Raw genomic sequence first — 22,844 nt, forward strand, 5'->3', positions numbered from 1 at the left:
TTCGGTGTGATTTGGTAACCCGCGCCCGCGGCCTGCCCCCGGGCGCGGACCGCGCCGCGCCGGGCAAATGTGACAATCGAAACCCCTCGACACGGCAGGCCCCGCCCGGTGGCGCGGCCTGCTCCGATCTCGTGAGCACTTTCGCATGACAGACGCTTTCTCCCGCACCGTGAGCCTGATCGGCGTGCCCACCGACGTGGGCGCGGGCGCGCGCGGCGCGTCCATGGGCCCCGAGGCCCTGCGCGTGGCCGGCCTGGCCGAGGTGCTGCAGGCCCAGGGCCTGCGCGTGCACGACCGCGGCAACCTCGCGGGCCCATCCAACCCCTGGCAGCCGCCCGAGAACGGCTACCGCCACTTCGAGGCCGTGAAGGCCTGGAACGAGGCGCTGCACGCCGCGGTGTTCGACGAACTGCAGCAGGCCCACCTGCCCGTCGTGCTCGGCGGCGACCACTGCCTGGGCCTGGGCTCGATCAGCGCCGTGGCGCGCCACTGCCGCGCCAGCGGCCGCAAACTGCGGGTGCTGTGGCTCGACGCCCACGCCGACTTCAACACCGCCGAGCTCACGCCCAGCGGCAACATCCACGGCATGCCCGTGGCCTTGCTGTGCGGCCTGGGCCCGGCCGCGCTCACGGGCATCGGCGGCACCACGCCGGCGGTGCGGCCCGATCAGATCCGCCAGATCGGCATCCGCAGCGTGGACCCGGGCGAGAAGCGCCTGGTGCACGAGCACGGGCTGGAGGTGTTCGACATGCGCTACATCGACGAGATGGGCATGCGCCACACCATGGAGCAGGCCCTGCTGGGCGTGGACGAAGACACCCACCTGCACGTGAGCTTCGACGTCGACTTCCTCGACCCCGAGGTCGCGCCCGGCGTGGGCACCACGGTGCGCGGCGGCCCCACCTACCGCGAGGCCCAGCTCTGCATGGAGATGATCGCCGACACCGGCCGCCTGGCTTCGCTCGACGTGATGGAACTCAACCCTGCGCTGGATGTGCGCAACCGCACCGCCGAGGTCGCGGTGGACCTGATCGAGAGCCTGTTCGGCAAGTCGACGCTGATGCGCAAGACCGCGCCGCGCGCCTGAGCGCGCCAGGGCTCAACCCGCGCCGCGCCGCGCGGCGCGGATCAGGTCGACCGCCTTCTCGGCCACCATGATCACCGGCGCGTTGGTGTTGCCGCCCACCACCTCGGGCATCACCGAGGCATCGACCACGCGCAGGCCGCGCACGCCGTGCACGCGCAGCGCGGCGTCCACCACCGCGTCGGCATCGGGCCCCATGCGGCAGGTGCCCACGGGGTGGTAGATGGTGTCGGCGTGGCGGCGCACGAACTGCTCGATCTGCGCATCGCTCTGCGCGTCGGCCGAGGTGGGCGATTCGGTGCCACCGAAACGCGCGAGCGCGGGCTGCTGCAGCAGGTGGCGCATGCGCTTGAAGCCGCGCACCAGCCGCGCCACGTCGTCGGGGTGCTGCAGGAACGCAGGGTCGATCAGCGGCGCGAGCTGCGGGTCGCGCCCGGCCAGGCGCAGCGTGCCGCGGCTCTTGGGCCGCAGCAGGCACACGTGGCACGAGTAGCCGTGGCCGAACACGGTCTTGCGGCCGTGGTCCACGAGCTTGCCGATCACGAAGTGCAGCTGCAGGTCGGGAATCGGCTCGTCGGGCGCGCTCTTGATGAAGCCGCCCGCCTCGGCGAAGTTGGTGGTGAGCAGGCCGGTGCGCGCGCGCCGCCATTCGGCGATGCCGCGCAGCGCCGCGAGCACGCCCTTGAAGGACAGCCCGAACAGCTCGGTGGCGCGCGGCGCGTTCACCACCTGCACCACGTCCACGTGGTCGTGCAGGTTGCCACCCACGCCCGGCAGCGCGTGCACCACGGCAATGCCATGCTGCTGCAGGTGATCGGCCGGGCCGATGCCCGAGAGCATGAGCAGCTGCGGCGAGCCGAAGGCACCCGCGCTCAGCACCACCTCGCCGCCCTCACGGCAGCGCGCGAGCTGCAGCGGGCCGCGGCCGCCCTGGGCGCGGTACTCCACCGCCACCGCGCGCGGTGCGCCGCCATCGGTGTCGGTCACCACGCGGCACACCAGCGCGTCGGTGATCACCGTGAGGTTGGGACGGCCCAGGTGCGGCGTGAGGTAAGCCTTGGCCGCGCTGAAGCGCTCGCCGTGGCGGTGCGTGACCTGGTAGGGGCCCACGCCCTCCTGCTCGGCGCCGTTGAAATCGGGGTTCACCGGGTAGCCCGCCTCGCGGCCCGCGGCGACGAAGTGCGCGCCGAAAGGGTTGGGGCTGGTGAGGTCGCGCACGTTGAGCGGACCGCCGGTGCCGTGGAACGCGTCGGCCCCGCGCTCGTTGTGCTCGGCGCGCTTGAAGTAGGGCAGCACATCGGCCCAGGCCCAGCCCGGGTTGCCCGCGGCGGCCCAGGCGTCGTAGTCGCGCGCATGGCCACGCGCGTAGATCATGGCGTTGACCGAGCTCGAGCCGCCCAGCACCTTGCCGCGCGGCTGGTAGCCGCGGCGGCCATTGAGGCCGGGCTGCGGCACCGTCTCCAGGCACCAGTTTGCCTGGCCGTTCTTGGCCAGCAGCGCGAGGCCCGCGGGGCAATGGATCAGCACGCTGCGGTCGGGCGGGCCGGCCTCGATCAGCGCCACGCGCAGCCCCGGGTCTTCGCTCAGGCGGCCGGCCAGCACGCAGCCGGCCGAACCGCCGCCCACGATGATCACGTCGTACATGCAGGTGTCTCCAAGGTCGCTGCGGCGCAGCAGCGCTGCGCGACAATCGAGGGGCAGTTTTGCACGCGCTCCCCTGCCCCGTGTAGGCAGCCGCGCCTAGCCACGACACGCCCGCGACGCGGGTTTCCCCTGATCCCCCACTCGAGGTTTTCTTCGCATGAGCAGCAACAGCATCCAGACCGTCGGCATCATCGGCTCGGGCACCATGGGCAATGGCATCGCACAGGCCTGCGCCACCAGCGGCATCCGCGTGGTCATGGTCGACATCGCGCAGGCCGCGCTCGACAAGGGCCTGGCCACCATCGCGGGCAGCCTGGACCGCCTGATCAAGAAGGAGAAGCTCAGCGCCGAGGGCAAGGCGCAGGCGCTGTCGCTGATCACCACCAGCACGAACTACGAGGACCTCAAGGGCGCGCAGCTCGTGATCGAGGCCGCGACCGAGAACGAGGCGCTCAAGGTGAAGATCCTGCAGCAGCTCGACGCGCTGCTCGCGCCCGAGGTGATCGTGGCCACCAACACCAGCTCCATCGGCATCACGCAGCTGGCCGCCGCCACGAAGCGCGCCGACCGCTTCATCGGCATGCACTTCTTCAACCCCGTGCCCATGATGGCGCTGGTGGAGATCATCCGCGGCCTGCAGACCAGCGACGCCACGCACGACACGGTGAAGGCGCTCGCCGAGGCCCTGGGCAAGACGCCGATCACCGTGAAGAACGCGCCGGGCTTCGTGGTCAACCGCATCCTCGTGCCCATGATCAACGAGGCCTTCTTCGTGCTCGCCGAAGGCCTGGCCACGGCCGAAGACATCGACGCCGGCATGAAGCTCGGCACCAACCAGCCCATCGGCCCGCTCGCGCTGGCCGACATGATCGGCCTGGACGTGTGCCTCGCGGTGATGAACGTCTACGTCAACGAGTTCAACGACAGCAAGTACCGCCCCTGCCCGCTGCTCAAGGAGATGGTGGCCGCGGGCTACCTGGGCCGCAAGACCGGCCGCGGCGTCTACACCTACTGAGGCGCCCGGCTCACCACGGCACGGGCGTGCCGTGGTGGTCGAAGAAGCCGCCGCTCGCGCCCTCGGGCAGGGTGTCGATCACGCGCAGCAGCTCCTGCGCGGCCAGTGCGGGCGTTCGCACCTCGAGCCCGGTCTTGGCGAAGGGCGCCGACAGCGCCGTGTCCACCGTGCCCGGGTGCAGCGCCACGCACAGCGCGGCCTTGTTGCGTCGCGCGAGCTCGATGGCCGCGGTGTGCACGAACTGGTTGAGCGCGGCCTTGGACGCGCGGTAGCCGTACCAGCCGCCCAGGCGGTTGTCGCCGATGCTGCCCACGCGCGCCGAGAGAAACGCCGCCACGCAGCGGCCCTGCCGCGGCAGCAGCGGCAGCAGGTGCCGCATGACCAGCGCGGGGCCGATGGCGTTCACCGCGAACAGGCGCTGCAGGGCCTGCGCGTCCAGGTGCTGCCAGCCGCGCTCGGGCTGCACAGCGCCTTCATGCAGGAGGCCGCTGGCCACGATCAGGGTGCGCAGCGCGCGGCCTTCGTCGGCCAGGCGCTGCGCCACGTGGGCGGCCAGGTGCTCGATGCTTTCGGGCTCGGCGAGGTCCACCGCGGGCTCGGTGCGCCGGCCCACGGCGAGCACCGTCTCGCCGCGCGCGCGCAGCGCCTGCACCAGCGCCGAGCCGATGCCGCCGGTGCCGCCGAGCACCAGCGCCAGCGCGCGGTCGTCCGTGGGTGGGGTTTGCATGGCGCGCGATTCTGCGGCGGCGCGGGCGGGCACACCGCGGCGCGCCCACAAGGCCCCGCGCGGGCCGGGCCCTTGCGGCGGCGCAGCACCCCGCAGCGCGCCGCGCCCTACCATGTCGCCCCATGAGCACTGACGACTTCGACCTTTTCGTGATCGGCGGCGGCAGCGGCGGCGTGCGCGCCGCGCGCATGGCGGCGCAACGCGGGCTGCGCGTGGCCCTGGCCGAGCGGCTGGGCCACCAGGGCCTGGGCGGCACCTGCGTGAACGTGGGCTGCATTCCCAAGAAGCTGTACAGCTACGCGGCCGGCTACCACGAGGCCTTCGAGGAAGCCCCGGGCTTCGGCTGGCAGATCGACACGCCGCCGCGCTTCGACTGGGCCACGCTCAAGGCCAACCGCGCGAAAGAGATCGCGCGCCTGAACGGCGTGTACGCCGGCCTGCTCAAAGGCGCGGGCGTGGTGCAGATCAACGGCTTCGCGCGCTTCACCGGGCCGCACCAGATCGCGGTCGACACCACCGACGAAACGGGCCACCCTGTCACGCAGCAACACCGCGCGAGGCACGTGCTCATCGCCACCGGCGGCACGCCCAGCCTGCCCGACATCGAAGGCCGCGAGCACATCCTCGACAGCAACGCCATGTTCGACCTCGATCCGTTCCCGCAGCGGCTCGCGATCGTGGGCGGCGGCTACATCGCGAGCGAGTTCGCGTCCATCTTCAACGGCCTGGGCGCGCGGGTCACGCTGATCAACCGCGGCGAGCTGCTGCTGCGCGGCTTCGACGACGACATCCGCCGTTTCGTGGGCGCCGAGATGGCCAAGACCGGCATCGATCTGCGCATGCAGACCGAGGTCGCGCGCATCGTGCGCACCGCCACGGGCCTGCAGCTCCACTTCAAGGATGGCGGCACGCTCGAGGCCGACGCGGTGCTCTACGCCACCGGCCGCAAGCCGCTCACCCAGGGCCTGGGCCTGGAGCACGCGGGCGTGGCGCTGGGCGCGCACGGCGAGGTGGCGGTGAACGGCGAGCACCAGACCAGCGCGCCGCACGTCTACGCCGTGGGCGACGTGACGGGCCGCGTGCAGCTCACGCCCGTGGCGCTGGGCGAGGCCATGGTGGTGGTCGACCGGCTTTGCGGCCCCGCGCCCGGCAAGGCCGCGCGCCAGATGGCCTATGAGAACATTCCCACCGCCGTGTTCACGCACCCCAACATCGGCACCGTGGGCCTCACCGAGGCGCAGGCGCGCGAGCGCCATGGCGAGGTGACGATCTTCCGCAGCGAGTTCAAATCGCTGCGGCACACGCTCTCGGGCCGCAGCGAGCGCACCCTCATGAAGCTCGTGGTCGACACGAAGACCGACCGCGTGCTGGGCGTGCACATGGTGGGCGCCGAGGCCGGCGAGATCGTGCAGGGCTTTGCCGTGGCGCTGAAAGCCGGCGCCACCAAGGCGGTGTTCGACAGCACCATCGGCATCCACCCCACGGCGGCCGAAGAGTTCGTGACCATGCGCGAGCCGCTCAGGTGAGCACGAACAGCAGGGCAGCGGCCAGCGCCGTGTGCAGCCACAGGCCCGGCGCGAGCCAGCGCAGGTAGGCCGCACCCCCCGAGGCCAGCGCGGTGGCCGACTTGCTCGCCGCGTGCACCACCAGCACCAGGACCACGGCCTCGCGCGCCGCCGTGTCGGGGCCGGTGCTGCCGAACACCGCGGCCACCGCGGCGTGCAGATCGGCCAGGGCGCCGATGGCCGCGCCCACGATCAGGCCCGCATCGCCCAGGCCCAACCGCAGGGCGTGCACCAGCACCTGGATGGCGGCGAGCAGCGCCGCCACCGCGAGCGCGCCGCCCAGGCTGAACATGCGGTCGGCGCGCGGGGCCGGCAGGGCCTCGGTGCGCGGGGTGGCGCCGGCCACGGTGACATCGGCCCCGCGGCCCGGCCCGCTCACCAGCCACCAGCCCCAGGCCAGCGCGAGCGCCGCACCCGCCAGCGCCGGCAGCCACAACACCGCGAGCCAGGCCGGCCGCACAGCGGCCGCCACCAGCAGCAACTGCAGCTGCGTGGACACGCACGACAGCAGGCCGCCGCCGGCCATCACCCGCACCGGCGCCGCGCCCGAGCGCGCCGCCAGTCCCAGGCTGGCGATGGTGGCCGTGCTCGACACGAAGCCCGAGGCCAGCGCCGACAGCGCCACCGCGTGCCGCGTGGCGAGCAGCCGCCGCGCCAGGTGCGCCGCCGATTGCAGCGCGAGCAGCAGCGCCAGCAGCACCCCGATGCCGCGCGGGTTCAGCGCCTCGCCCCACAGGGGCCGGTCGGGCAGCAGCGGCAGGCCCAGCAGCACCAGCGCCGCGAGCAGCAGGCCGTCGCGCAATTCGGCCGGGCCCAGCCAGTGCTTGACGAAGCGGTGCGCACGCTCGCGCACCGCGAGCACCGCCGTGAGCGCCACCGCGAGCGCCGCGGCCAGCGGCACGCTGGACACGGTGAGCACGCCGATGAGGTAGGTGAGCAGCAGCGCGACCTCGGTGGTCACCCCGGGGTCGTCCGAGCGGTCCTTGTAATAGGCCACCAGGCACAGACCGGCCACGCAGGCCGCGCCCACCACCACCAGGCCCGCCAGCCCCGTGAGGGCCGCCGCCGCGCCCGTGACGCAGGTGAGCGCGAAGCTGCGCAGGCCGGCCAGCGCACGCGCCGGGCCCTGGCCCTTGCGGCGTTCGCGCTCAGTGCCCACCAGCAGCCCGCAGCCCAGGGCGACGGCGAGCGCGGTGGCCGCCGCGGCGGGTTCCAGGGATGACAAACCGGTCACGGCGGGGCGTTCACAATAGCTGCATGCAGCGATCGCCCGACTTTACCGCCCCGCGTTTCTACGACGACCCCGATGCCGCGCTCGAGCAGGTGCAGCGCATCTACCAGCAGAGCGTGGACTTCCTGCGCAAGGCCCTGCACGACTACGTGGACGGCGCCGACTTCCACGGCGTGCGCGTGCGCGCCTGCTATCCCTACGTGCGCATCCACACCCACAGCAACCTGCGCCTGGGCGAAGGCGCCGACGAGCTCGGCCGCCAGCGCCTGAGCTACGGCTTCGTGGCCGGCCCGGGCCGCTTCGAGACCACGCTCACGCGCCCCGACCTGTACAGCGACTACTACCGCGAGCAGTTCCGGCTGCTGCTGGCCAACCACGGCGGCGAGCTCGAGATCGGCACCAGCACGCAGCCGATCCCGATCCACTTCTCGTTCGCCGAGCACGACCACGTGGAAGGTCAGATGAGCGTGACGCGCCGCGCGTTCATGCGCGACGTGTTCGACCTGCCCGACCTCACCGCCATGGACGACGGCATCGCCAACGGCACGCACGAGCCCGGCCCCGGCGAGCCGCACCCGCTGTCGCTGTTCACCGCGCCGCGCGTGGACTATTCGCTGCAGCGCATGCGCCACTACACCGGCACCTCGCCCGATTGGTTCCAGAACTTCGTGCTGTTCACGAACTACCAGTTCTACATCGACGAGTTCATCAAGCTCGGCCACGCCGAGATGGCCAAGCCCGACAGCCCCTACGTGGCCTTCATCGAGCCGGGCAACGTGGTCACGCGCCGCAGCGGCCTGCCGCCGCAGCCGGGCGACGAACTGGGCCACGCGCCGCCGCGCCTGCCGCAGATGCCCGGCTACCACCTGGTGCGCGAGGACCGCAGCGGCATCACCATGGTCAACATCGGCGTGGGCCCGGCCAACGCCAAGAACATCACCGACCACATCGCGGTGCTGCGCCCGCACGCCTGGCTCATGCTGGGCCACTGCGCGGGGCTGCGCACCAACCAGCAGCTCGGCGACTACGTGCTGGCCCACGCCTACGTGCGCGAAGACCACGTGCTCGACGAAGAGCTGCCGCTGTGGGTGCCCATCCCGGCGCTGGCCGAGATCCAGCTCGCGCTCGAGGCCGCGGTGGCCGACGTGACCGGCGTGGCGCCCAACGAGCTCAAGCGCATCATGCGCACCGGCACCGTGGCCAGCACCGACAACCGCAACTGGGAGCTGCTGCCCAACAACATGCCGCAGCGGCGCTTCTCGCAATCGCGCGCGGTGGCGCTCGACATGGAGTCGGCCACCATCGCGGCCAACGGCTTCCGCTTCCGCGTGCCCTACGGCACCTTGCTGTGCGTGAGCGACAAGCCGCTGCACGGCGAGATCAAGCTGCCCGGCATGGCCAACCACTTCTACCGCGAACGCGTCGACCAGCACCTGCGCATCGGCATCCGCACCGTGGAGCTGCTGCGCGCGGGCGGCGTGAACCAGCTGCACAGCCGCAAGCTGCGCAGCTTTGCCGAGGTGGCGTTCCAATAAGGTTCTTCAAGGAGACCAGCGCATGGCCAGCACCCGCCGCACCGTCATCCTCGGCACCCTGGGCGCAGCCGGCGCCCTGGCCATCGGCTGGGGGGTTCTGCCGCCGCGCCAGCGCCTGAACACCGCGCAGCCGCTGCCCACCGCCGAAGGCGAGGTGGCCTTCAACGGCTGGGTGAAGATCGCGCGCGACGGCGCGGTCACGGTCACGCTGGCCAAGAGCGAGATGGGCCAGGGCGTGGTGACTTCGCTGTGCATGCTGCTGGCCGAAGAGCTCGATGCCGACTGGTCGCGCGTGCGCTGGCAACCCTCGCCGATCGACAAGATCTTCAACAACATCAGCACGGTGGTCGACGGCCTGCCCGTGCACCCCGACACCGACAACGCCGCGCTCGACGTGCTCAAGTGGCTCACCGCCAAGACCATGCGCGAGGTGGGCGTGATGATGACCGGCGGCTCGTCGAGCGTGAAGGACCTGTGGCTGCCCATGCGCCAGGCCGGCGCCGCGGCGCGCGAGATGCTGGTGGCCGCGGCCGCCGCGCAATGGGGCGTGGCCGCGGCCGATTGCGGCACCGAAAACGGCGAGGTGATCGCACCCGACGGCCGCCGCCTGGGCTACGGTGCGCTCGCGGCGGCCGCCGCGCAGCAGAAGATGCCCGCCTCGCCCAAGCTCAAGCCGCCCGAGCGCCACCGGCTCATCGGCCAGCCCACGCGGCGCATCGACACGCCGGGCAAGATCGACGGCAGCGCGCGCTTCGGCATCGACGCCCTGCCCGAGGGCCTGCTGTACGCCAGCGTGAAGATGTGCCCCACGCTCGGCGGCCGCGCCCAGCGCTTCAACGACGCACCCGCGCGCGCCCTGCCCGGCGTGAAGGCGGTGGTGGGCGTGGAACCGCTGCGCGGCGGCACCGGCGGCGTGGCCGTGGTGGCCGACCACCCCTGGCGCGCGCGCAAGGCCGCCGACGCACTCGACGTCACCTGGGCCCACGGCGAACTCGCCAGCTTCGGCAGCGCCGCGGCGCTGGAGCGCTTCGCACAGGCCGCGCGCAGCGAGAAAGGCTATGCCTTCTTCGAGACCGGCGAGGTCGAGCCCGCGCTTGCGGGCGCGGCCACGCGCATCGAGGCCGAGTACCGCGCGCCCTACCTCGCGCACGCGGCGCTCGAACCGATCAACGCCACCGTGCTGTTCGAAGGCAACAAGGCCACGGTGTGGGTGTCCACCCAGGTGCCGGGCCTGGCGCGCAGCGCCGCGGCCCAGGCGCTGGGCCTGCCCGACGAGGCCGTGACGGTGAACGTGATGCTGCTGGGCGGCGGCTTCGGCCGGCGCCTGGAAACCGACTTCATCGCCCAGGCCGCGGCCATCGCCAAGGCGGTGCCGGGCCAGCCGGTGCAAACCCTCTGGAGCCGCGAGCAGGACACGCGGCACGACCTGTACCGCCCGGCCTGCGTGGCGCGCTTCGAGGCCGGCTTCGACGCCGACCGGCGCCTGGTGGCCTGGAAGAACACCAGCGCGGGCCAGGCCATCGTGCCGCAGGTGCTCACGCGCGCCTTCGGCCTGCCCGGTGGCGGGCCCGACAAGACCGCGAGCGAAGGCGCGTTCGACCAGGCCTACGAATGGCCGGCCGCGCGCATCGCGCACGTGGCCGTGGCGCTGCCGCTGCAGGTGGGCTTCTGGCGCTCGGTCGGGCATTCGCACCAGGCCTTCTTCAAGGAAGGCTTCGTGGACGAATGCGCGCACGCCGCGGGCCAGGACCCGCTGGCCTTTCGCGAGGCGCTGCTGCAAAAGCACCCCAAGCAGCTCGCGGTGCTGCGGGCCGTGGCCAAGGCCGCGGGCTGGGGCACGCCATCGCCCGCCGCCCCCGACGGCGCGAAGACCGCGCGCGGCATCGCACTGCACGACTCGTTCGGCTCCACGGTGGCGCAGGTGGCCGAGGTCTCGCTGGGCCCCGACAAGGCCATCCGCGTGCACCGCGTGTGGTGCGCGATCGACTGCGGCCTCGCGGTCAACCCCGCGGGCATCCGCCAGCAACTCGAAGGCGCGGTGGTGTTCGGCCTGTCGGCCGCGCTGCACGGCGGTGTCGAGATCGTCGACGGCCAGGTGCAGCCCAGCAACTTCCACGACCAGCCCATCGTGCGGCTGGCCGAGGCGCCGCGCGTGGAATGCCTGATCCTGCCCGGCAAGGGCCAACCCGAGGGCGTGGGCGAGCCTGGCGTGCCGCCGATCGCACCCGCCGTGGCCAACGCGCTGTTCGCGCTCACCGGGCAGCGCCTGCGCAGCCTGCCCTTGAAGCTCGCCTGAGGAGACCCCGATGAGCACCGCCCTCACCGTCAACGGCCGCCCCGTCACCGTCGAGGCCGAACCCGACACCCCCTTGCTGTGGGTGCTGCGCGCCGACCTCCAGCTCACCGGCACCAAGTTCGGCTGCGGCATGGCGCTGTGCGGCGCCTGCACCGTGCACGCCAACGGCCAGGCCATCCGCTCGTGCGTCACGCCGGTGTCGGCCGTGGCAGGCCAGGCCATCACCACCATCGAGGGCGTCGAAGGTCCCGAGATCGCGGCGCTGCGCGCGGCCTGGACCGCCGTGGACGTGGTGCAGTGCGGCTACTGCCAGAGCGGGCAGCTCATGAGCGCCTGCGCGCTGCTCAAGGCCAACCCCAGGCCCGACGCGAAAGCCATCGCCGAGGCCATGAGCGGCAACCTGTGCCGCTGCGGCACCTACCAGCGCATCGAGGAAGCGGTGGCGCTGGCGGCGCAGCAGACCGCCAAAGCCTGAGCGCAGGGCTTCAGGCGCGGCGCGGTTTCACCTTCGACGCCGCAAGCTTCGCGTTCGTGCGCGCCTGCTCCACGTCGGCGTGCCGCGCCAGCGCCACGCCCATGCGGCGCTTGCTGAAGCTCTCGGGCTTGCCGAACAGGCGCAGCTCGGTGCCGGGCACGCGCAGGGCCTCGTCCACGCCGTCGAAGGCGATGCCCTGGGCCTCCATGCCGCCGTAGATCACGGCGCTCGCGCCCGGGCTCTTGAGCGTGGTGTCCACGGGCAGGCCGAGGATGGCGCGCGCGTGCAGCTCGAACTCGTTCTGCCACTGCGTGGCCATGGTCACCATGCCGGTGTCGTGCGGGCGCGGGCTCACCTCGCTGAACCACACCTGGTCGCCGGCCACGAACAGCTCCACGCCGAACAGGCCCTGGCCGCCCAGGTTCTCGGTGATCGCCTGAGCGATCTCGCGGCTCTTCTGCAGGGCCACCGGGCTCATGGGATGCGGCTGCCAGCTTTCCACGTAGTCGCCACTCACCTGCACATGGCCGATGGGATCGCAGAAATGCGTTTCCACCGCGCCGTCCGCGCCGAGCGCGCGCACCGTGAGCAGCGTGATCTCGTAGTCGAAGCGGATGAAGCCCTCCACGATGATGCGGCCATGGCTCACGCGGCCACCGGCCATGGCGTAATCCCAGGCCTTCTGCACGTCGGCCGGGCCGTCGATCTTGCTCTGGCCCTTGCCGCTGCTGCTCATCACGGGCTTGACGATGCAGGGGTAGCCGATGCCACCGTCGATCGCGGCCTGCAGTTCCTCAAGCGAGTCGCAGAACCGGTAGGGGCTGGTGGGCAGGCCCAGGGTCTCGGCCGCGAGGCGGCGGATACCCTCGCGGTCCATGGTCAGGCGCGCGGCGCGCGCGGTGGGGATCACGCGCACCACGCCCGCGGCCTCGAGCTCCTGCAGCATGGGCGTGGCAATGGCCTCGATCTCGGGCACCACCAGCATCGGGCGCTCGCGTTCGATCAGCGCCTTGAGCTGCGCCGGGTCGCTCATGGCGATGGTGTGCGCGCGGTGCGCCACCTGGTGACCGGGCGCGTTCTCGTAGCGGTCGACCGCGATGGTCTCGACCCCCAGGCGCTGCAGCGCGATCAGCACCTCCTTGCCGAGTTCGCCGCTGCCCAGCAGCATGACTTTGGTGGCCGAGGGCGACAGCGGCGTGCCGAGCGTGGTCATGGCAATGTCCTTGAAAGCAGAAGAATCAGATCGTGGTGCCCATGGCCTCACCGAGCCGCACCGGCCGCGCGGGCGCCCAGTCGGGGTGGAAGGCGATGGTGTCCTTGGGCCAGAGCAGCACCACGGTGGAGCCGAGCAGGAAGCGGCCCATCTCGGCGCCGCGATCGAGCGCCACGGGCGCATCGGCGTAACGCCAGGTGCGCACGCCGCCGGGCCGCGGCGGGTTCACCACGCCGTGCCACACGGTGGCCATGCTGCCCACGATGGTGGCGCCCACGAGCACCAGCACGAAGGGCACGGTGCGCCCGCCCACGGGCATGTCGAAGTGGCAGACCACGCGCTCGTTGCGCGCGAACAGGCCGGGCACGCCCGCGGCGGTGGCCGGGTTCACCGAGAACAGCTCGCCGGGCACGTGCACCATGCGCGTGAGCGTGGCCGCGGCCGGCATGTGGATGCGGTGGTAGTCGCGCGGGCTCAGGTAGATGGTGGCGAAGTCGCCGTCTTCGAAGGCCGCGGCCGCGGCGGCGTCGCCGCCAAGCAGGGCCGTGGTGCTGTAGTGGTGGCCCTTGGCCTGGAAGATCTGGTCGCGCTGGATGCGGCCGAACTGGCTGATCGCGCCATCGACCGGGCAGACGAAGGCCGCATCGGCCAGCGGGCGCGCGCCGGGCTTGAGGGCGCGCGTGAAGAACGCGTTGAAGCTCGGGTAGTGCGCCGGATCGGGGTCGTCGGCCTCGGCCATGTTCACGCCGTAGCGGTCGATGAAACGGCGGATGACCCAGGTGGTGAGCGCCCCGCAGCGCGCGCCGGCGAAAGCGCCCGCCAGGCGCGTGAGCGCCCCCTTGGGCAACAGGTATTGGAGACGGACGGCCAGCGACATGGCGCCGGATTGTAGGAGCCCGCCTTGGTGCCACCGGGGGTATGGGGCCACGGGCACAATGCCGGCCATGACGCAACCCCTGTTCGAGGTCACGGACCTCGTCAAGCGCTACGGCGACGCCACGGTGGTCAACGGCCTGGGCTTTCGCATCGACCCGGGCGAGTGCCTGGGTGTGATCGGCCCCAACGGGGCAGGCAAGACCACCACCATCAAGATGTGCCTGGGCCTGACCGCGCCCGACGCCGGCCGCATCACGGCCTTCGGGCTGGACATGCCGCGCGACGCGCTGGCGATCAAGGCGCGGCTGGGCGTGGTGGCGCAGATGGACACGCTGGACCCCGATTTCAACGCCGAGGAAAACCTGCTGGTCTACGGCCGCTACTTCGGCCTGGCCGACGCGGCCATCCGCGAGCGCATTCCGCGCCTGCTGGAATTCGCGGCGCTCACGCACAAGGCCAAGGCGCGGCCGGGCGAGCTTTCAGGCGGCATGAAGCGGCGGCTGTCGCTGGCGCGCGCGCTGGTCAACGACCCGCAGCTGCTGCTGCTCGACGAACCCACCACCGGCCTCGACCCGCAGGCGCGCCACCTGATGTGGGAGCGCCTGCAGCTGCTGCTGCAGCAGGGCAAGAGCATCCTGCTCACCACGCACTTCATGGACGAGGCCGAGCGCCTGTGCTCGCGCCTGCTGGTGCTCGACCACGGCCGCAAGATCGCCGAAGGCCGGCCGCGCGAGCTGATCGCGCAGCACCTCGAGCCCGACGTGGTGGAGGTGTACGGCCCGGGCGCGCTCGACATCGCACAACGCGAGGAGCACGCGGCGCTGCGCGCGCTGGCCTCGCGCGTGGAGGTCAGCGGCGAGACCGTGTTCCTCTACACGGCGCAGGCCCAGCCCATCCTGGCCGCGCTGGCCCACCAGCACGCGCTGCGCACCCTGCACCGCCCTGCCAACCTCGAAGACCTGTTCCTCAAACTCACGGGTCGCCAGATTCGCGAAGATGGCTGAAACCATGGCATCCATAGCTTCCAACCCCTGGTCGCCGCCGCGCCTGTCGCGCCGCTGGTGGCCCGTGTTCCTGCGCAACCTGCTGGTGTGGCGCAAGCTCGCGCTGCCGAGCGTGGTGGCCAACATCGCCGAGCCGCTGATCTGGCTCGTGGCCTTCGGCTACGGCCTGGGCGCGCTGGTGGGCACGGTGAACATGCCCGCTCCGGGCGGCACCGTGGCCGTGCCCTACATCCTGTTCCTGGCCAGCGGCAGCATCTGCATGAGCGCCATGAATGCGGCCACCTTCGAGGCCCTGTACTCGGCGTTCTCGCGCATGCACGTGCAAAAGACCTGGGACGGCATCCTCAACGCGCCCGTGAGCCTGGACGACGTGGTGCTGGCCGAGATGCTGTGGGCCGGCTTCAAGGCCTTGTTCACGGTCACGGTGATCATGCTGGTGATGCTGGGCCTGGGCATCACGCACACGCCCAAGCTGCTCGTGGCCTGGCCGGTGCTCTGGGCCACGGGCATCACCTTCTCGTGCATCGCGCTGGTGTTCAACGCCCTGGCCAAGGGCTAGGACTTCTTCAGCTACTACTTCACGCTGGTGCTCACGCCCATGATGTTCCTGTCGGGCGTGTTCTTCCCGCGCGAGCAGCTGCCCGCGCCGGTGCTGCTGCTGTCCGACCTGCTGCCGCTCACGCACGCGGTGCAGCTGGTGCGCCCGCTGTTCATGGACCAGTGGCCCACGAACGCCGCACTGCACCTTGCGGTGCTGGTGGTCTATGCGGTCGCGGCCTTCTGGCTCGCGCTCGCGCTCACGCGCAAACGCTTCGCGCGCTGAGGGCCTGCCTCGGCCGCGCCTGGCCAGTCGGGCTAAGGCGCGGTTTACCCCGCGCGGCGGATAGGCACCGCCGCGCCGTGTCCGGACACTGTAAGCCGTTCACGGACACAGGCGGCGGCATGAATGGCTTTCAAAAGATCGTGTGTGCGGGGGCCTTGTGCGGCCTCGCGGCCTGCGGCGGCTCGCCCGGCGACGGCGGGGGGACCGCGGCGCCCGAGCCCGGCACCCCGGCCAGCCACACGCTGACGGGCCACTGGATCGACCCCAACAACGGCACGGTGCTCATGGTCACGCCCGACGGCCTGAGCTACGGCGTGCTGCACACCGGCGCGGACGCGACCCTGGTGCGCGGCACGCTCACGCTCACGGGCACCACCCTGCCGCCGCTGCCGCTCGATGCGGTGAACGCCAGCGGCGAATCGAACCAGCGGCAGTTCACGGTGCAGGGCGGCCTGCAGCCCTCGGGGGCCCTGGCGTTCGAGGTGAGCGATCCCAAGGGGGTCGGCGGTCCGGTCACACTGGTGGTCGACACCGCGTACGAACCGCCGCTGCCCCTGGCGCAATGGGCGGGCAGCTACGTGGGTCTGGCGCAGGTGGCGGGCCTGCAGGGCGAATGCCTGCTCGAACTCGACGCCAACGGCGGTCTGGCCATGAGCAACACCCCGACCGCGGGCGACGTGGCTTGCGACGCCACCGGCCGGCTGGACGACGTGCCGGGCGCGCCGTCCCTCAAATCCTTCAAGCTCTGCTTCGCGGGCACGGGCTGCAATCTCAGCGACAACCCCTCGTTCGAAGGGCTGGCCCGCCTGGCCGGCGCAGCGCCCTCACCAACCGGCCCGCGGCCCCTGCTGACCCTGGTGGGCATGGACCTCGACGCCCAGAACGGGCTGCTGATCGAGGCCCGGCCCTGAGGGTCGCGGACGTTCAGTGAACCGCGCTCAGGCCCGGTTGGGCGTCGGCGTAGGCCTCGATGCCGCTGTCCATGAATTCCTCTTCGTCGATCGCCGCGTCGAATTCGCGGATCGTGGTGTTGAACAGCGTGGGGATCAGCGGCTTGTCCAGCGGGCGGCACACCCGGCCAGCCAGGCTGCGAAGCGGCTTGCTCTCTTCCATGGCGCTGATCACGGCCTCGGGGTCGAGCATCATCACGAAGGGGTTGGTGCGGTGGGCAAACGGGTTCATGGCGCGGTCCTGGGAAAAGAAGGTGTCACAAGGCGTGTTTCGATGGAAACAAACTGTATAGACGCGACCCCGCCGGGTTAAGTCGGTGCTTTGCCATGCAACGTGTAGGAAATTCCCCGACATCCGCAGGGAACTTCCCTATGCGCCATTCGTGACGGATGTCACGGTCCGTGCCGCAGAGCCTCCACGCTCGACCGCACAACCGCCTCCACGCTGCCGCTGTCCTGGTAACGGGCGCGCAGGAAGCTCGCGTGGTTGCCCACCCGGGCCGCGGTGCGCTCGATCTCGTCGAGCGCCGCCAGGCTGTTGAGGGCCTGGGCGTGCGGCGTGATCACGCGCAAGGTGGCCAGCACGTCCTCGCGGATGCTGATCGACTCGCGCGTCTTGGGATTGACCATCATGCCGTCGAGCCCGAAGCGGCAGGCCTGGAAGCGGTTGTAGGTGTAGACGAGGTAATCGTCTTCCTCGGGCGGCGGTTCGGTGCGCAGCAGCAGGTGGCGGCACAGGGCCTGCAGGTAGCAGGCCAGGCCGGCCGCACGCTCCACCGTCAACGGCGTGTCGCACACGCGCAGCTCGATGGTGCCGTACTCGGGCTTGGGCCGGATGTCCCAGTAGAAGTCCTTCATGGACTTGACCACGCCCGTGCTCTCCATCTTGGTGAAGTACACGTTGGCGAACTCCTCCCAGCTCAGCACGAAGGGCGCGCGCCCGCTCAGCGGAAAGGCGAACACCGAGTTCAGGCGCGCCGAGTCGAACAGCGTGTCCACCCCCTGCGAGAACGGCGACGAAGCCGACAGCGCGATGAAGTGCGGCACGTAGCGGTTGAGCGAGTGCAGCAGGAACAGCGCTTCGTCGGGCGAGCTGCAGCCGATGTGCACGTGCTGGCCGAACACGGTGAACTGCTTGGCGAGGTAGCCGTAGAGCCCCGAAAGCTGGTGGAAGCGCGGCTTGGCGAAGATGCGCTGCTCGAACCAGCGCTGGAACGGGTGCGTGCCCCCGCCCGCGAGCTCGATGTTGAGGCGGTCGCCCGCGCCCACCAGGGTGTCGCGGATGTCCTGCAGCTGCTTGAGCAGGGGCCCGTGCTCGGTGTGCACGCCGGTCGCGATCTCGATCATGCTCTGCGTCATCTCGGGCGTGACGGTGCCCGGGAAGGGCTTGCGCGCGAGCAGATCGAGCAGGTCGTTGGCGCTGCTGGAGAGGTCGTGGTCGTAGCTGTTGACGAGCTGGAGTTCGAGCTCCACGCCCATGGTCAGCGAATCGGAGGCCTTGAAGGTTTCCAACGGCATGGGGGCATCACTCCTTGGTCACGTGGGTTTCGTTCGCGGCCATCAGCGAACGCTGCGTGACGACGGGGCCAAACAGCTCCTGCAGCAGCATCATGCCGGCCAGGGCCGCCAGCACCTGCACCGCGGGCTCGAAGCCGTAGAGGCGGGTCTGCTCGATGAGCAGGATGGCGAAGGCCGACATGGGCGTGAGTGCCAGGCCGGTGAGCACGCCCTTGCGCTCCGAGATGCCCGACAGCCGTGCCGCGGCCAGGTTGCACAGCACCTTGGTGACGGTGCGCGCGAGGATCAGCACCACGCCGAGCACGAAGGTGTGGGTGACGTCGGTCCAGGTCAGCAGCGAGGCGATGTAGACGAACAGGAACACCGACAGCATGTCACCCGCGGTGCCGAAGTCGCGCTGCGCGCTCGAGAGGTGAACGCGGCGCTCGCGCGCCACGATGCCGAAGGTGAGCGCGGCCAGCAGCGGCGACAGCATGAGCCCGTAGGCCGCGGTGGTGAGCAGCACCACCGCGAGCGCGAACACCACGGTCACGCCGCGCTCGTGCGCGCCACGCAGCCGCAGCATCCAGGACACCGCCACGCCCAGCAGGCCGCCCACCGCGATTGAAGTGCCGACCACGTGCACGCTGTTGAAAGCCGCGAGTACGATGTCGCCCGAGGTGGACAGCGTCCAGTAGGCCACCACCAGCTTGAGCGCCAGCACCGACATCAGGCAGTTGATGGCGCACAGGTGCAGCACGCGCTCGGTGGCCTGCCCGGTGCTGCGCAACTCGTTGGCCACGCGCAGCACACCCGCGGGCGAGGCCGAGATGGACAGCGAGGCGATGATCAGGCGGTGGTCGACCGGCAGGGCGAACCAGCCCGACACCCAGTACACGACGCCGAAAGTGGCCAGCGACTCGACCACGCCCAGCACCAGCACCCAGGGGTTGTGGCGGAACCAGCGCAGGTTCATGCGGTAGCCGAGCTCGAACAGCACCAGCGCGAGCGCCACGTTGGCCAGGAAGGGCAGGCCCGGGATGTCGGTGGTGAGCCCGGGCAGGTTGATCAGGCCGCCGATCAGGCCCACCGCCACATAGCTCGTGACCCGGGGCACGTGCCAGCGCTCGAGCAGCCACTCGCCCGCGACCCAGGCGATCAGCAGCGCCAGCGGCCAGGCGATGGCCTGCAACAGAAAAGCGAAATCGGTCTGGACCAAGGATGCGTCTCCGGCAATACGCCCATGCGCACCGGCGGGGCCGGCGGCGCGGGCGAGCGGCCCCGGGGGGCCGGCGTTCATCGGATGGCGGCCGTGCAGGCCACCGCGAATCAGACCGCGAAGCGGGTCTGGAGGTCTTGCAAGCCGAACGTGTCGAGCATTTGCAGCAGCCGCTGTCGCGCGTGCTCGCGCTGTCCATGGCGGTCGTGGGGCATTCTACGTGCCAGGATCAGTTCGTTCTTCATCGAGTGCTCCCAGCCCACGAGTTCGGTCACCGTCACATCGTAACCATGGGCCTGCAGGCGCAGGCAGCGCAGCACGTTGGTGATCTGGCTGCCGAACTCGCGCGTGTGCAAGGGGTGGCGCCAGAGCTCGGCCAGCGGCGTGCGTTTGAGCGACAAGGCCTTGTGCTGGCGCATCACGCTCGCGGCTTCGGCCTGGCAGCACGGCACCAACACCAGGTGGCGCGCATCGCGCGCGAGCGCGAAGTCGATCGCGTCGTCGGTGGCGGTGTCGCAGGCGTGCAGCGCGGTCACCACGTCGATGCGCGCCGGCAGTTCGGCGTCGGTGATGGCCTGCTGCACCGTGCCGGCCAGAAATTGCATGCGCTCGAAGCCCAGTTGCGCCGCCAGCGCGCGCGACTTTTCCACCAGCTCGCTGCGCGCCTCGACACCCAGCACGCGGCCCGCGCCGCGCGGACGCAGCACGAGGTCGTACAGGATGAAGCCGAGATAGGACTTGCCCGCGCCGTGATCGGCCAGCAGCACGTCGCCCTGCTCGTCGAGCACCTCGGCCAGCAGCGGCTCGATGAACTGCACCAGGTGGTAGACCTGCTTGAGCTTACGCCGCGTGTCCTGGTTGAGCTTGCCCTCGCGCGTGAGGATGTGCAGCTCCTGCAAGAGGGCGATGGACTGGCCCTCGCGCAGCTCGGGCAACTGCTGCTGCAAGCTGGGCGCGGGCGGGCGCGGGTTCTTCGTGCGGGACGCGGCGGACATGGCGGCGATGATAGGTGAGCCGCTGCGGGGACAATCGCGTTCCACCGCCGCAAGACCATGTCCGCTTCCCACCCATTCGAACAACTCACCCCCGACGTGGTGCTCGACGCGCTCGATGCCGCGGGCCTGCGCGGCGACGGCCGCCTGACCACCCTCAACAGCTTCGAGAACCGCGTCTACCAGGTGATGCTCGAGCCCGACTTCGACGGGCACGGCGCGGTGGTGGCCAAGTTCTACCGGCCGCAGCGCTGGAATGCGGTGCAGATCGGGGAAGAGCACGCCTTCGCGGCCGAACTCGCGGCCGCCGAAGTGCCCGTGGTGGCGCCACTGACCCCCCAGGGCCGTTCGCTGCACGAGCACGCCGGCTTCTTCTGGGCCGCCAGCCCGCGCCGCGGCGGCCGCCGGCCCGAGCTCGACGACCCCGAGGTGCTCGAATGGATCGGCCGCTTCCTCGCGCGGCTGCACACCGTGGGCGCGGCCGGATCCTTCCGCCACCGGCCGCGCCTGGACGTGCAGCGCATGGCGCACGAACCCCTGGCCTGGCTGGCCGAACACGATGTGGTGCCGCTGGAGGTGCAGCGCGAATGGCGCGAAGTGGCGGCCGAGGCCGTGACCCGGGTGGAGCGGCACGCGGTGCTGCGTGGCGAGGCCCTGCCCGATGGCCCGGCCTGCATCCGCCTGCACGGCGACTGCCATCCGGGCAACATCCTCTGGACGCCCGAGGGCCTGCCCGGCGCGGGCCCGCACTTCGTCGACCTCGACGACGCCTGCAGCGGCCCCGCCGTGCAGGACCTGTGGATGCTGCTGTCGGGCGATCGCCACCAGCAGACGCTGCAGCTGAGCGCCCTGCTCGACGGCTACGAGCAGTTCCGCGACTTCGACCGCCGCGAGCTCGCGCTGATCGAGCCGCTGCGCACGCTGCGCCTGATCCACTACAACGCCTGGATCGCCCGCCGCTGGGACGACCCGAGCTTCCCGCCCAACTTCCCCTGGTTCGGCCACCCCGATCACTGGCGGGGCCAGGTGCGCCTGCTGCGCGAGCAGATCGACGCCATGGCCGAGCCGCCGCTCGTGGCCTGACATCCCGGTCAACGCCGGAAACACTTTCTCCCGGTACCCGCCTGCGGCCTTGGGCAGAATGGTTCGCGCCGGTCGCCTCCGCGCCCGGTGAAGGCCCCAGCCACGCCCGGACGAAGACGATCGCGATCCGCTTGCCCCTGCCTGCAATATGGGATTTGTGCGATTCAATTGCACGCAATCTAATTGCTCTCAACAATACGCCCCATGTCAAGCGCACGCCCATCTGCCGACGACCTGCTCAAGCTCGATCACCAGCTCTGTTTCGCGCTGTACTCGGCTTCGCTGGCCATGACCAAGCTCTACAAGCCCTGGCTCGACGAACTGGGCCTGACCTACCCGCAGTACATCGCGATGCTCGCGCTCTGGGAGGAAGACGGCATGACCGTCTCCGCCCTCGGTGAGCGGCTGCACCTCGACTCGGGCACGCTCACGCCGCTGCTCAAGCGGCTCGAGGCCGCCGAGTACCTGGTGCGCCTGCGCGATGTCGACGACGAGCGCCGCGTGCGCATCCGCCTCACGCCCGCGGGGCGCCGCCTGCGCACGCGCGCCGCGCGCATCCCGCCCTGTGTGCTCGACGCCGCGCAATGCTCGGTCAGCGAAGCGCTGGCCCTCACCCGCGAGGTGCGCGCCCTGCGCGACCGCCTCAGTGCCTGACCCCGATCACCCTTTTCCCCAACGCCGCCGCCCGTGCGGCACAACCCTCAGGAGCTCACCATGCCCACGCAACTCGACAAAGTCGTCTACACCGCCCGTGCCCACACCACCGGGGGCCGCGAGGGCAGCTCGCGCAGCGACGACGGCCTGCTGGACGTGAAACTCTCGCCGCCCAAGGCCATGGGCGGCGCGGGCAACGCCACCAACCCCGAGCAGCTGTTCGCCGCCGGCTACTCGGCCTGCTTCATGGGCGCGCTCAAGCACGTGGCGGGCATGAAGAAGGTGGCCGTGCCGGCCAACGCCTCGATCGACGCAGAAGTGGACATCGGCCCCATCCCGCAGGGCTTCGGCATCGCGGCCCGCCTCAACATCAGCCTGCCCGGCCTGGACCGCGCCGTGGCCCAGGACCTGATCGACACCGCGCACCAGGTCTGCCCCTACTCCAACGCCACGCGCGGCAACATCCCGGTGACGCTGACCCTGGTCTGAGCCGCCGCAGCCCCGAAAAAAAACCGCCGGCTCCGGCGGTTTTTTTCGTTCAGCGCGGCACCTCGGGCCGCGCGTTCGGGTCGTGGATCACGGTGCTCGTGCCCACCCCCACGCCGGCGCGCACACCGCTGTTGCCGATCTCGGTGCTGGCGCCCACCCCGGCCCCGGCGCTCACGCGGCCGCGCTGGTCCACCCCCACCCCCACACCAACCGGCCCCACCCCGGTGCCCACGCCCAGGCTCACGCCGTTGTTGCTGGCACCGACGCCGATCGAGATCGGCCCCACGGGGATGCCGATGCCCACGCCCACGCTGCTGCAACCCGCGAGCGCGGCAATGGCCAGCACCGTCGCGGCGCGGCTGACAATGGGAAAACGGGCCATGGTGAACTCCTGCGATCGTGGTCGGCCCCATTGTGACCGCCCACACCCCCCGGGGTTCCGAGGGGGCCGTGCTGCCCCCACCCGCCGGTC

21 protein-coding genes and 1 pseudogene are annotated in these 22,844 nt (G+C 71.1%); 12 read left to right on the forward strand and 10 right to left on the reverse strand.

Features of this window, described 5'->3' with window-relative positions:
* Positions 1-145: 145 nt before the first annotated feature.
* Positions 146-1,087 carry an arginase gene (gene rocF / locus WDZ95_RS08920; RefSeq protein ID WP_425777839.1) on the forward strand — a complete coding sequence of 314 codons (942 nt, stop codon included), beginning with the start codon at positions 146-148 and terminating at the stop codon, positions 1,085-1,087.
* 12 nt (positions 1,088-1,099) lie between these two features.
* Here the strand turns inward: rocF and WDZ95_RS08925 are convergent, their stop codons facing one another.
* Positions 1,100-2,728 (reverse strand): GMC family oxidoreductase, encoded by a 1,629-nt coding sequence (locus WDZ95_RS08925; protein ID WP_425777841.1) that lies wholly within the window; start codon positions 2,726-2,728, stop codon positions 1,100-1,102.
* Between the two features lie 157 nt (positions 2,729-2,885).
* Here WDZ95_RS08925 and WDZ95_RS08930 point away from each other — a divergent pair, with 157 nt between their 5' ends.
* Complete coding sequence (locus WDZ95_RS08930; RefSeq protein ID WP_166227729.1) at positions 2,886-3,743, forward strand: 3-hydroxybutyryl-CoA dehydrogenase; 858 nt, start codon at positions 2,886-2,888, stop codon at positions 3,741-3,743.
* 10 nt (positions 3,744-3,753) lie between these two features.
* Here WDZ95_RS08930 and WDZ95_RS08935 read toward each other — a convergent pair whose 3' ends face one another.
* Positions 3,754-4,470: an SDR family NAD(P)-dependent oxidoreductase gene (locus WDZ95_RS08935; RefSeq protein ID WP_425777844.1), complete on the reverse strand. Its 717-nt coding sequence runs from the start codon at positions 4,468-4,470 to the stop codon at positions 3,754-3,756.
* A 122-nt stretch (positions 4,471-4,592) separates the two neighbouring features.
* Here WDZ95_RS08935 and gorA point away from each other — a divergent pair, with 122 nt between their 5' ends.
* Positions 4,593-5,996, forward strand: coding sequence for a glutathione-disulfide reductase (gene gorA, locus WDZ95_RS08940; protein WP_425777846.1), 1,404 nt, complete (start codon positions 4,593-4,595; stop codon positions 5,994-5,996).
* Here gorA and WDZ95_RS08945 read toward each other — a convergent pair.
* The gene (locus WDZ95_RS08945; RefSeq protein ID WP_425777848.1) at positions 5,989-7,260 is read right to left on the reverse strand and encodes a DUF4010 domain-containing protein; all 1,272 of its coding nucleotides are present in this window, start codon (positions 7,258-7,260) and stop codon (positions 5,989-5,991) included. The two genes, gorA and WDZ95_RS08945, sit on opposite strands and share 8 nt — an antisense overlap.
* A gap of 32 nt (positions 7,261-7,292) precedes the next feature.
* Between WDZ95_RS08945 and WDZ95_RS08950 the strand changes: the two genes are divergently transcribed.
* From WDZ95_RS08950 to WDZ95_RS08960, 3 genes are read left to right on the forward strand one after another with little or no spacing between them, the layout of a single operon-like run.
* On the forward strand, positions 7,293-8,801 hold the full coding sequence (locus tag WDZ95_RS08950) for an AMP nucleosidase (RefSeq protein WP_166227737.1): 1,509 nt from the start codon (positions 7,293-7,295) through the stop codon (positions 8,799-8,801).
* Between the two features lie 22 nt (positions 8,802-8,823).
* Entirely contained in the window at positions 8,824-11,097 is a 2,274-nt protein-coding gene (locus WDZ95_RS08955; RefSeq protein ID WP_425777850.1) for a molybdopterin cofactor-binding domain-containing protein, read from the forward strand.
* A gap of 10 nt (positions 11,098-11,107) precedes the next feature.
* Positions 11,108-11,572, forward strand: coding sequence for a (2Fe-2S)-binding protein (locus WDZ95_RS08960; RefSeq protein WP_425777852.1), 465 nt, complete (start codon positions 11,108-11,110; stop codon positions 11,570-11,572).
* Between the two features lie 10 nt (positions 11,573-11,582).
* Here WDZ95_RS08960 and purT read toward each other — a convergent pair whose 3' ends face one another.
* Entirely contained in the window at positions 11,583-12,785 is a 1,203-nt protein-coding gene (gene purT / locus WDZ95_RS08965) for a formate-dependent phosphoribosylglycinamide formyltransferase (protein WP_425777854.1), read from the reverse strand.
* Between the two features lie 25 nt (positions 12,786-12,810).
* Complete coding sequence (gene asd, locus WDZ95_RS08970) at positions 12,811-13,662, reverse strand: archaetidylserine decarboxylase (protein WP_166227765.1); 852 nt, start codon at positions 13,660-13,662, stop codon at positions 12,811-12,813.
* 67 nt (positions 13,663-13,729) lie between these two features.
* Between asd and WDZ95_RS08975 the strand changes: the two genes are divergently transcribed.
* The 3 genes and pseudogenes from WDZ95_RS08975 (at position 13,730) to WDZ95_RS08985 (ending at position 16,399) form a co-directional block, all read left to right on the forward strand.
* Positions 13,730-14,665 (forward strand): ATP-binding cassette domain-containing protein, encoded by a 936-nt coding sequence (locus tag WDZ95_RS08975; protein WP_166227767.1) that lies wholly within the window; start codon positions 13,730-13,732, stop codon positions 14,663-14,665.
* A 4-nt stretch (positions 14,666-14,669) separates the two neighbouring features.
* Positions 14,670-15,488: pseudogene (locus WDZ95_RS08980) on the forward strand (ABC transporter permease).
* Between the two features lie 119 nt (positions 15,489-15,607).
* Complete coding sequence (locus WDZ95_RS08985; RefSeq protein ID WP_166227771.1) at positions 15,608-16,399, forward strand: hypothetical protein; 792 nt, start codon at positions 15,608-15,610, stop codon at positions 16,397-16,399.
* A gap of 13 nt (positions 16,400-16,412) precedes the next feature.
* Here WDZ95_RS08985 and WDZ95_RS08990 read toward each other — a convergent pair whose 3' ends face one another.
* The 4 genes from WDZ95_RS08990 to WDZ95_RS09005 all read right to left on the reverse strand — a co-directional run bounded on the left by WDZ95_RS08990 (position 16,413) and on the right by WDZ95_RS09005 (position 20,149).
* Complete coding sequence (locus WDZ95_RS08990) at positions 16,413-16,670, reverse strand: hypothetical protein (RefSeq protein WP_166227773.1); 258 nt, start codon at positions 16,668-16,670, stop codon at positions 16,413-16,415.
* A gap of 161 nt (positions 16,671-16,831) precedes the next feature.
* On the reverse strand, positions 16,832-17,956 hold the full coding sequence (locus tag WDZ95_RS08995; protein WP_166227775.1) for a YbdK family carboxylate-amine ligase: 1,125 nt from the start codon (positions 17,954-17,956) through the stop codon (positions 16,832-16,834).
* Positions 17,957-17,963: 7 nt separating this feature from the next.
* Complete coding sequence (locus tag WDZ95_RS09000) at positions 17,964-19,154, reverse strand: cation:proton antiporter (protein WP_166227777.1); 1,191 nt, start codon at positions 19,152-19,154, stop codon at positions 17,964-17,966.
* A 110-nt stretch (positions 19,155-19,264) separates the two neighbouring features.
* Positions 19,265-20,149, reverse strand: coding sequence for a methyltransferase (locus tag WDZ95_RS09005; protein ID WP_166227780.1), 885 nt, complete (start codon positions 20,147-20,149; stop codon positions 19,265-19,267).
* Between the two features lie 57 nt (positions 20,150-20,206).
* Between WDZ95_RS09005 and WDZ95_RS09010 the strand changes: the two genes are divergently transcribed.
* From WDZ95_RS09010 to WDZ95_RS09020, 3 genes are all read left to right on the forward strand, one after another.
* Positions 20,207-21,229, forward strand: coding sequence for a serine/threonine protein kinase (locus WDZ95_RS09010; RefSeq protein ID WP_166227782.1), 1,023 nt, complete (start codon positions 20,207-20,209; stop codon positions 21,227-21,229).
* Positions 21,230-21,433: 204 nt separating this feature from the next.
* Positions 21,434-21,883 carry a MarR family winged helix-turn-helix transcriptional regulator gene (locus tag WDZ95_RS09015; protein ID WP_166227784.1) on the forward strand — a complete coding sequence of 150 codons (450 nt, stop codon included), beginning with the start codon at positions 21,434-21,436 and terminating at the stop codon, positions 21,881-21,883.
* A 60-nt stretch (positions 21,884-21,943) separates the two neighbouring features.
* The gene (locus WDZ95_RS09020; protein ID WP_166227786.1) at positions 21,944-22,372 is read left to right on the forward strand and encodes an organic hydroperoxide resistance protein; all 429 of its coding nucleotides are present in this window, start codon (positions 21,944-21,946) and stop codon (positions 22,370-22,372) included.
* Positions 22,373-22,421: 49 nt separating this feature from the next.
* Here the strand turns inward: WDZ95_RS09020 and WDZ95_RS09025 are convergent, their stop codons facing one another.
* The gene (locus WDZ95_RS09025; RefSeq protein WP_425777860.1) at positions 22,422-22,754 is read right to left on the reverse strand and encodes a hypothetical protein; all 333 of its coding nucleotides are present in this window, start codon (positions 22,752-22,754) and stop codon (positions 22,422-22,424) included.
* Positions 22,755-22,844: the final 90 nt, after the last annotated feature.

The sequence above is a fragment of the Hydrogenophaga sp. T2 genome, assembly GCF_049843535.1.
GTDB classification, from domain to species: Bacteria; Pseudomonadota; Gammaproteobacteria; order Burkholderiales; family Burkholderiaceae_C; genus Hydrogenophaga; species Hydrogenophaga crocea.

Excerpts from the sequence above, each read along its gene's own strand:
- rocF (WP_425777839.1), top strand. The coding sequence starts at position 146 with ATGACAGACGCTTTCTCCCGCACCGTGAGCCTGATCGGCGTGCCCACC.
- WDZ95_RS08925 (WP_425777841.1), bottom strand. The coding sequence starts at position 2,728 with ATGTACGACGTGATCATCGTGGGCGGCGGTTCGGCCGGCTGCGTGCTG.
- WDZ95_RS08930 (WP_166227729.1), top strand. The coding sequence starts at position 2,886 with ATGAGCAGCAACAGCATCCAGACCGTCGGCATCATCGGCTCGGGCACC.
- WDZ95_RS08935 (WP_425777844.1), bottom strand. The coding sequence starts at position 4,470 with ATGCAAACCCCACCCACGGACGACCGCGCGCTGGCGCTGGTGCTCGGC.
- gorA (WP_425777846.1), top strand. The coding sequence starts at position 4,593 with ATGAGCACTGACGACTTCGACCTTTTCGTGATCGGCGGCGGCAGCGGC.
- WDZ95_RS08950 (WP_166227737.1), top strand. The coding sequence starts at position 7,293 with ATGCAGCGATCGCCCGACTTTACCGCCCCGCGTTTCTACGACGACCCC.
- WDZ95_RS08955 (WP_425777850.1), top strand. The coding sequence starts at position 8,824 with ATGGCCAGCACCCGCCGCACCGTCATCCTCGGCACCCTGGGCGCAGCC.
- WDZ95_RS08960 (WP_425777852.1), top strand. The coding sequence starts at position 11,108 with ATGAGCACCGCCCTCACCGTCAACGGCCGCCCCGTCACCGTCGAGGCC.
- purT (WP_425777854.1), bottom strand. The coding sequence starts at position 12,785 with ATGACCACGCTCGGCACGCCGCTGTCGCCCTCGGCCACCAAAGTCATG.
- asd (WP_166227765.1), bottom strand. The coding sequence starts at position 13,662 with ATGTCGCTGGCCGTCCGTCTCCAATACCTGTTGCCCAAGGGGGCGCTC.
- WDZ95_RS08975 (WP_166227767.1), top strand. The coding sequence starts at position 13,730 with ATGACGCAACCCCTGTTCGAGGTCACGGACCTCGTCAAGCGCTACGGC.
- WDZ95_RS08985 (WP_166227771.1), top strand. The coding sequence starts at position 15,608 with ATGAATGGCTTTCAAAAGATCGTGTGTGCGGGGGCCTTGTGCGGCCTC.
- WDZ95_RS08990 (WP_166227773.1), bottom strand. The coding sequence starts at position 16,670 with ATGAACCCGTTTGCCCACCGCACCAACCCCTTCGTGATGATGCTCGAC.
- WDZ95_RS08995 (WP_166227775.1), bottom strand. The coding sequence starts at position 17,956 with ATGCCGTTGGAAACCTTCAAGGCCTCCGATTCGCTGACCATGGGCGTG.
- WDZ95_RS09005 (WP_166227780.1), bottom strand. The coding sequence starts at position 20,149 with ATGTCCGCCGCGTCCCGCACGAAGAACCCGCGCCCGCCCGCGCCCAGC.
- WDZ95_RS09010 (WP_166227782.1), top strand. The coding sequence starts at position 20,207 with ATGTCCGCTTCCCACCCATTCGAACAACTCACCCCCGACGTGGTGCTC.
- WDZ95_RS09015 (WP_166227784.1), top strand. The coding sequence starts at position 21,434 with ATGTCAAGCGCACGCCCATCTGCCGACGACCTGCTCAAGCTCGATCAC.
- WDZ95_RS09020 (WP_166227786.1), top strand. The coding sequence starts at position 21,944 with ATGCCCACGCAACTCGACAAAGTCGTCTACACCGCCCGTGCCCACACC.
- WDZ95_RS09025 (WP_425777860.1), bottom strand. The coding sequence starts at position 22,754 with ATGGCCCGTTTTCCCATTGTCAGCCGCGCCGCGACGGTGCTGGCCATT.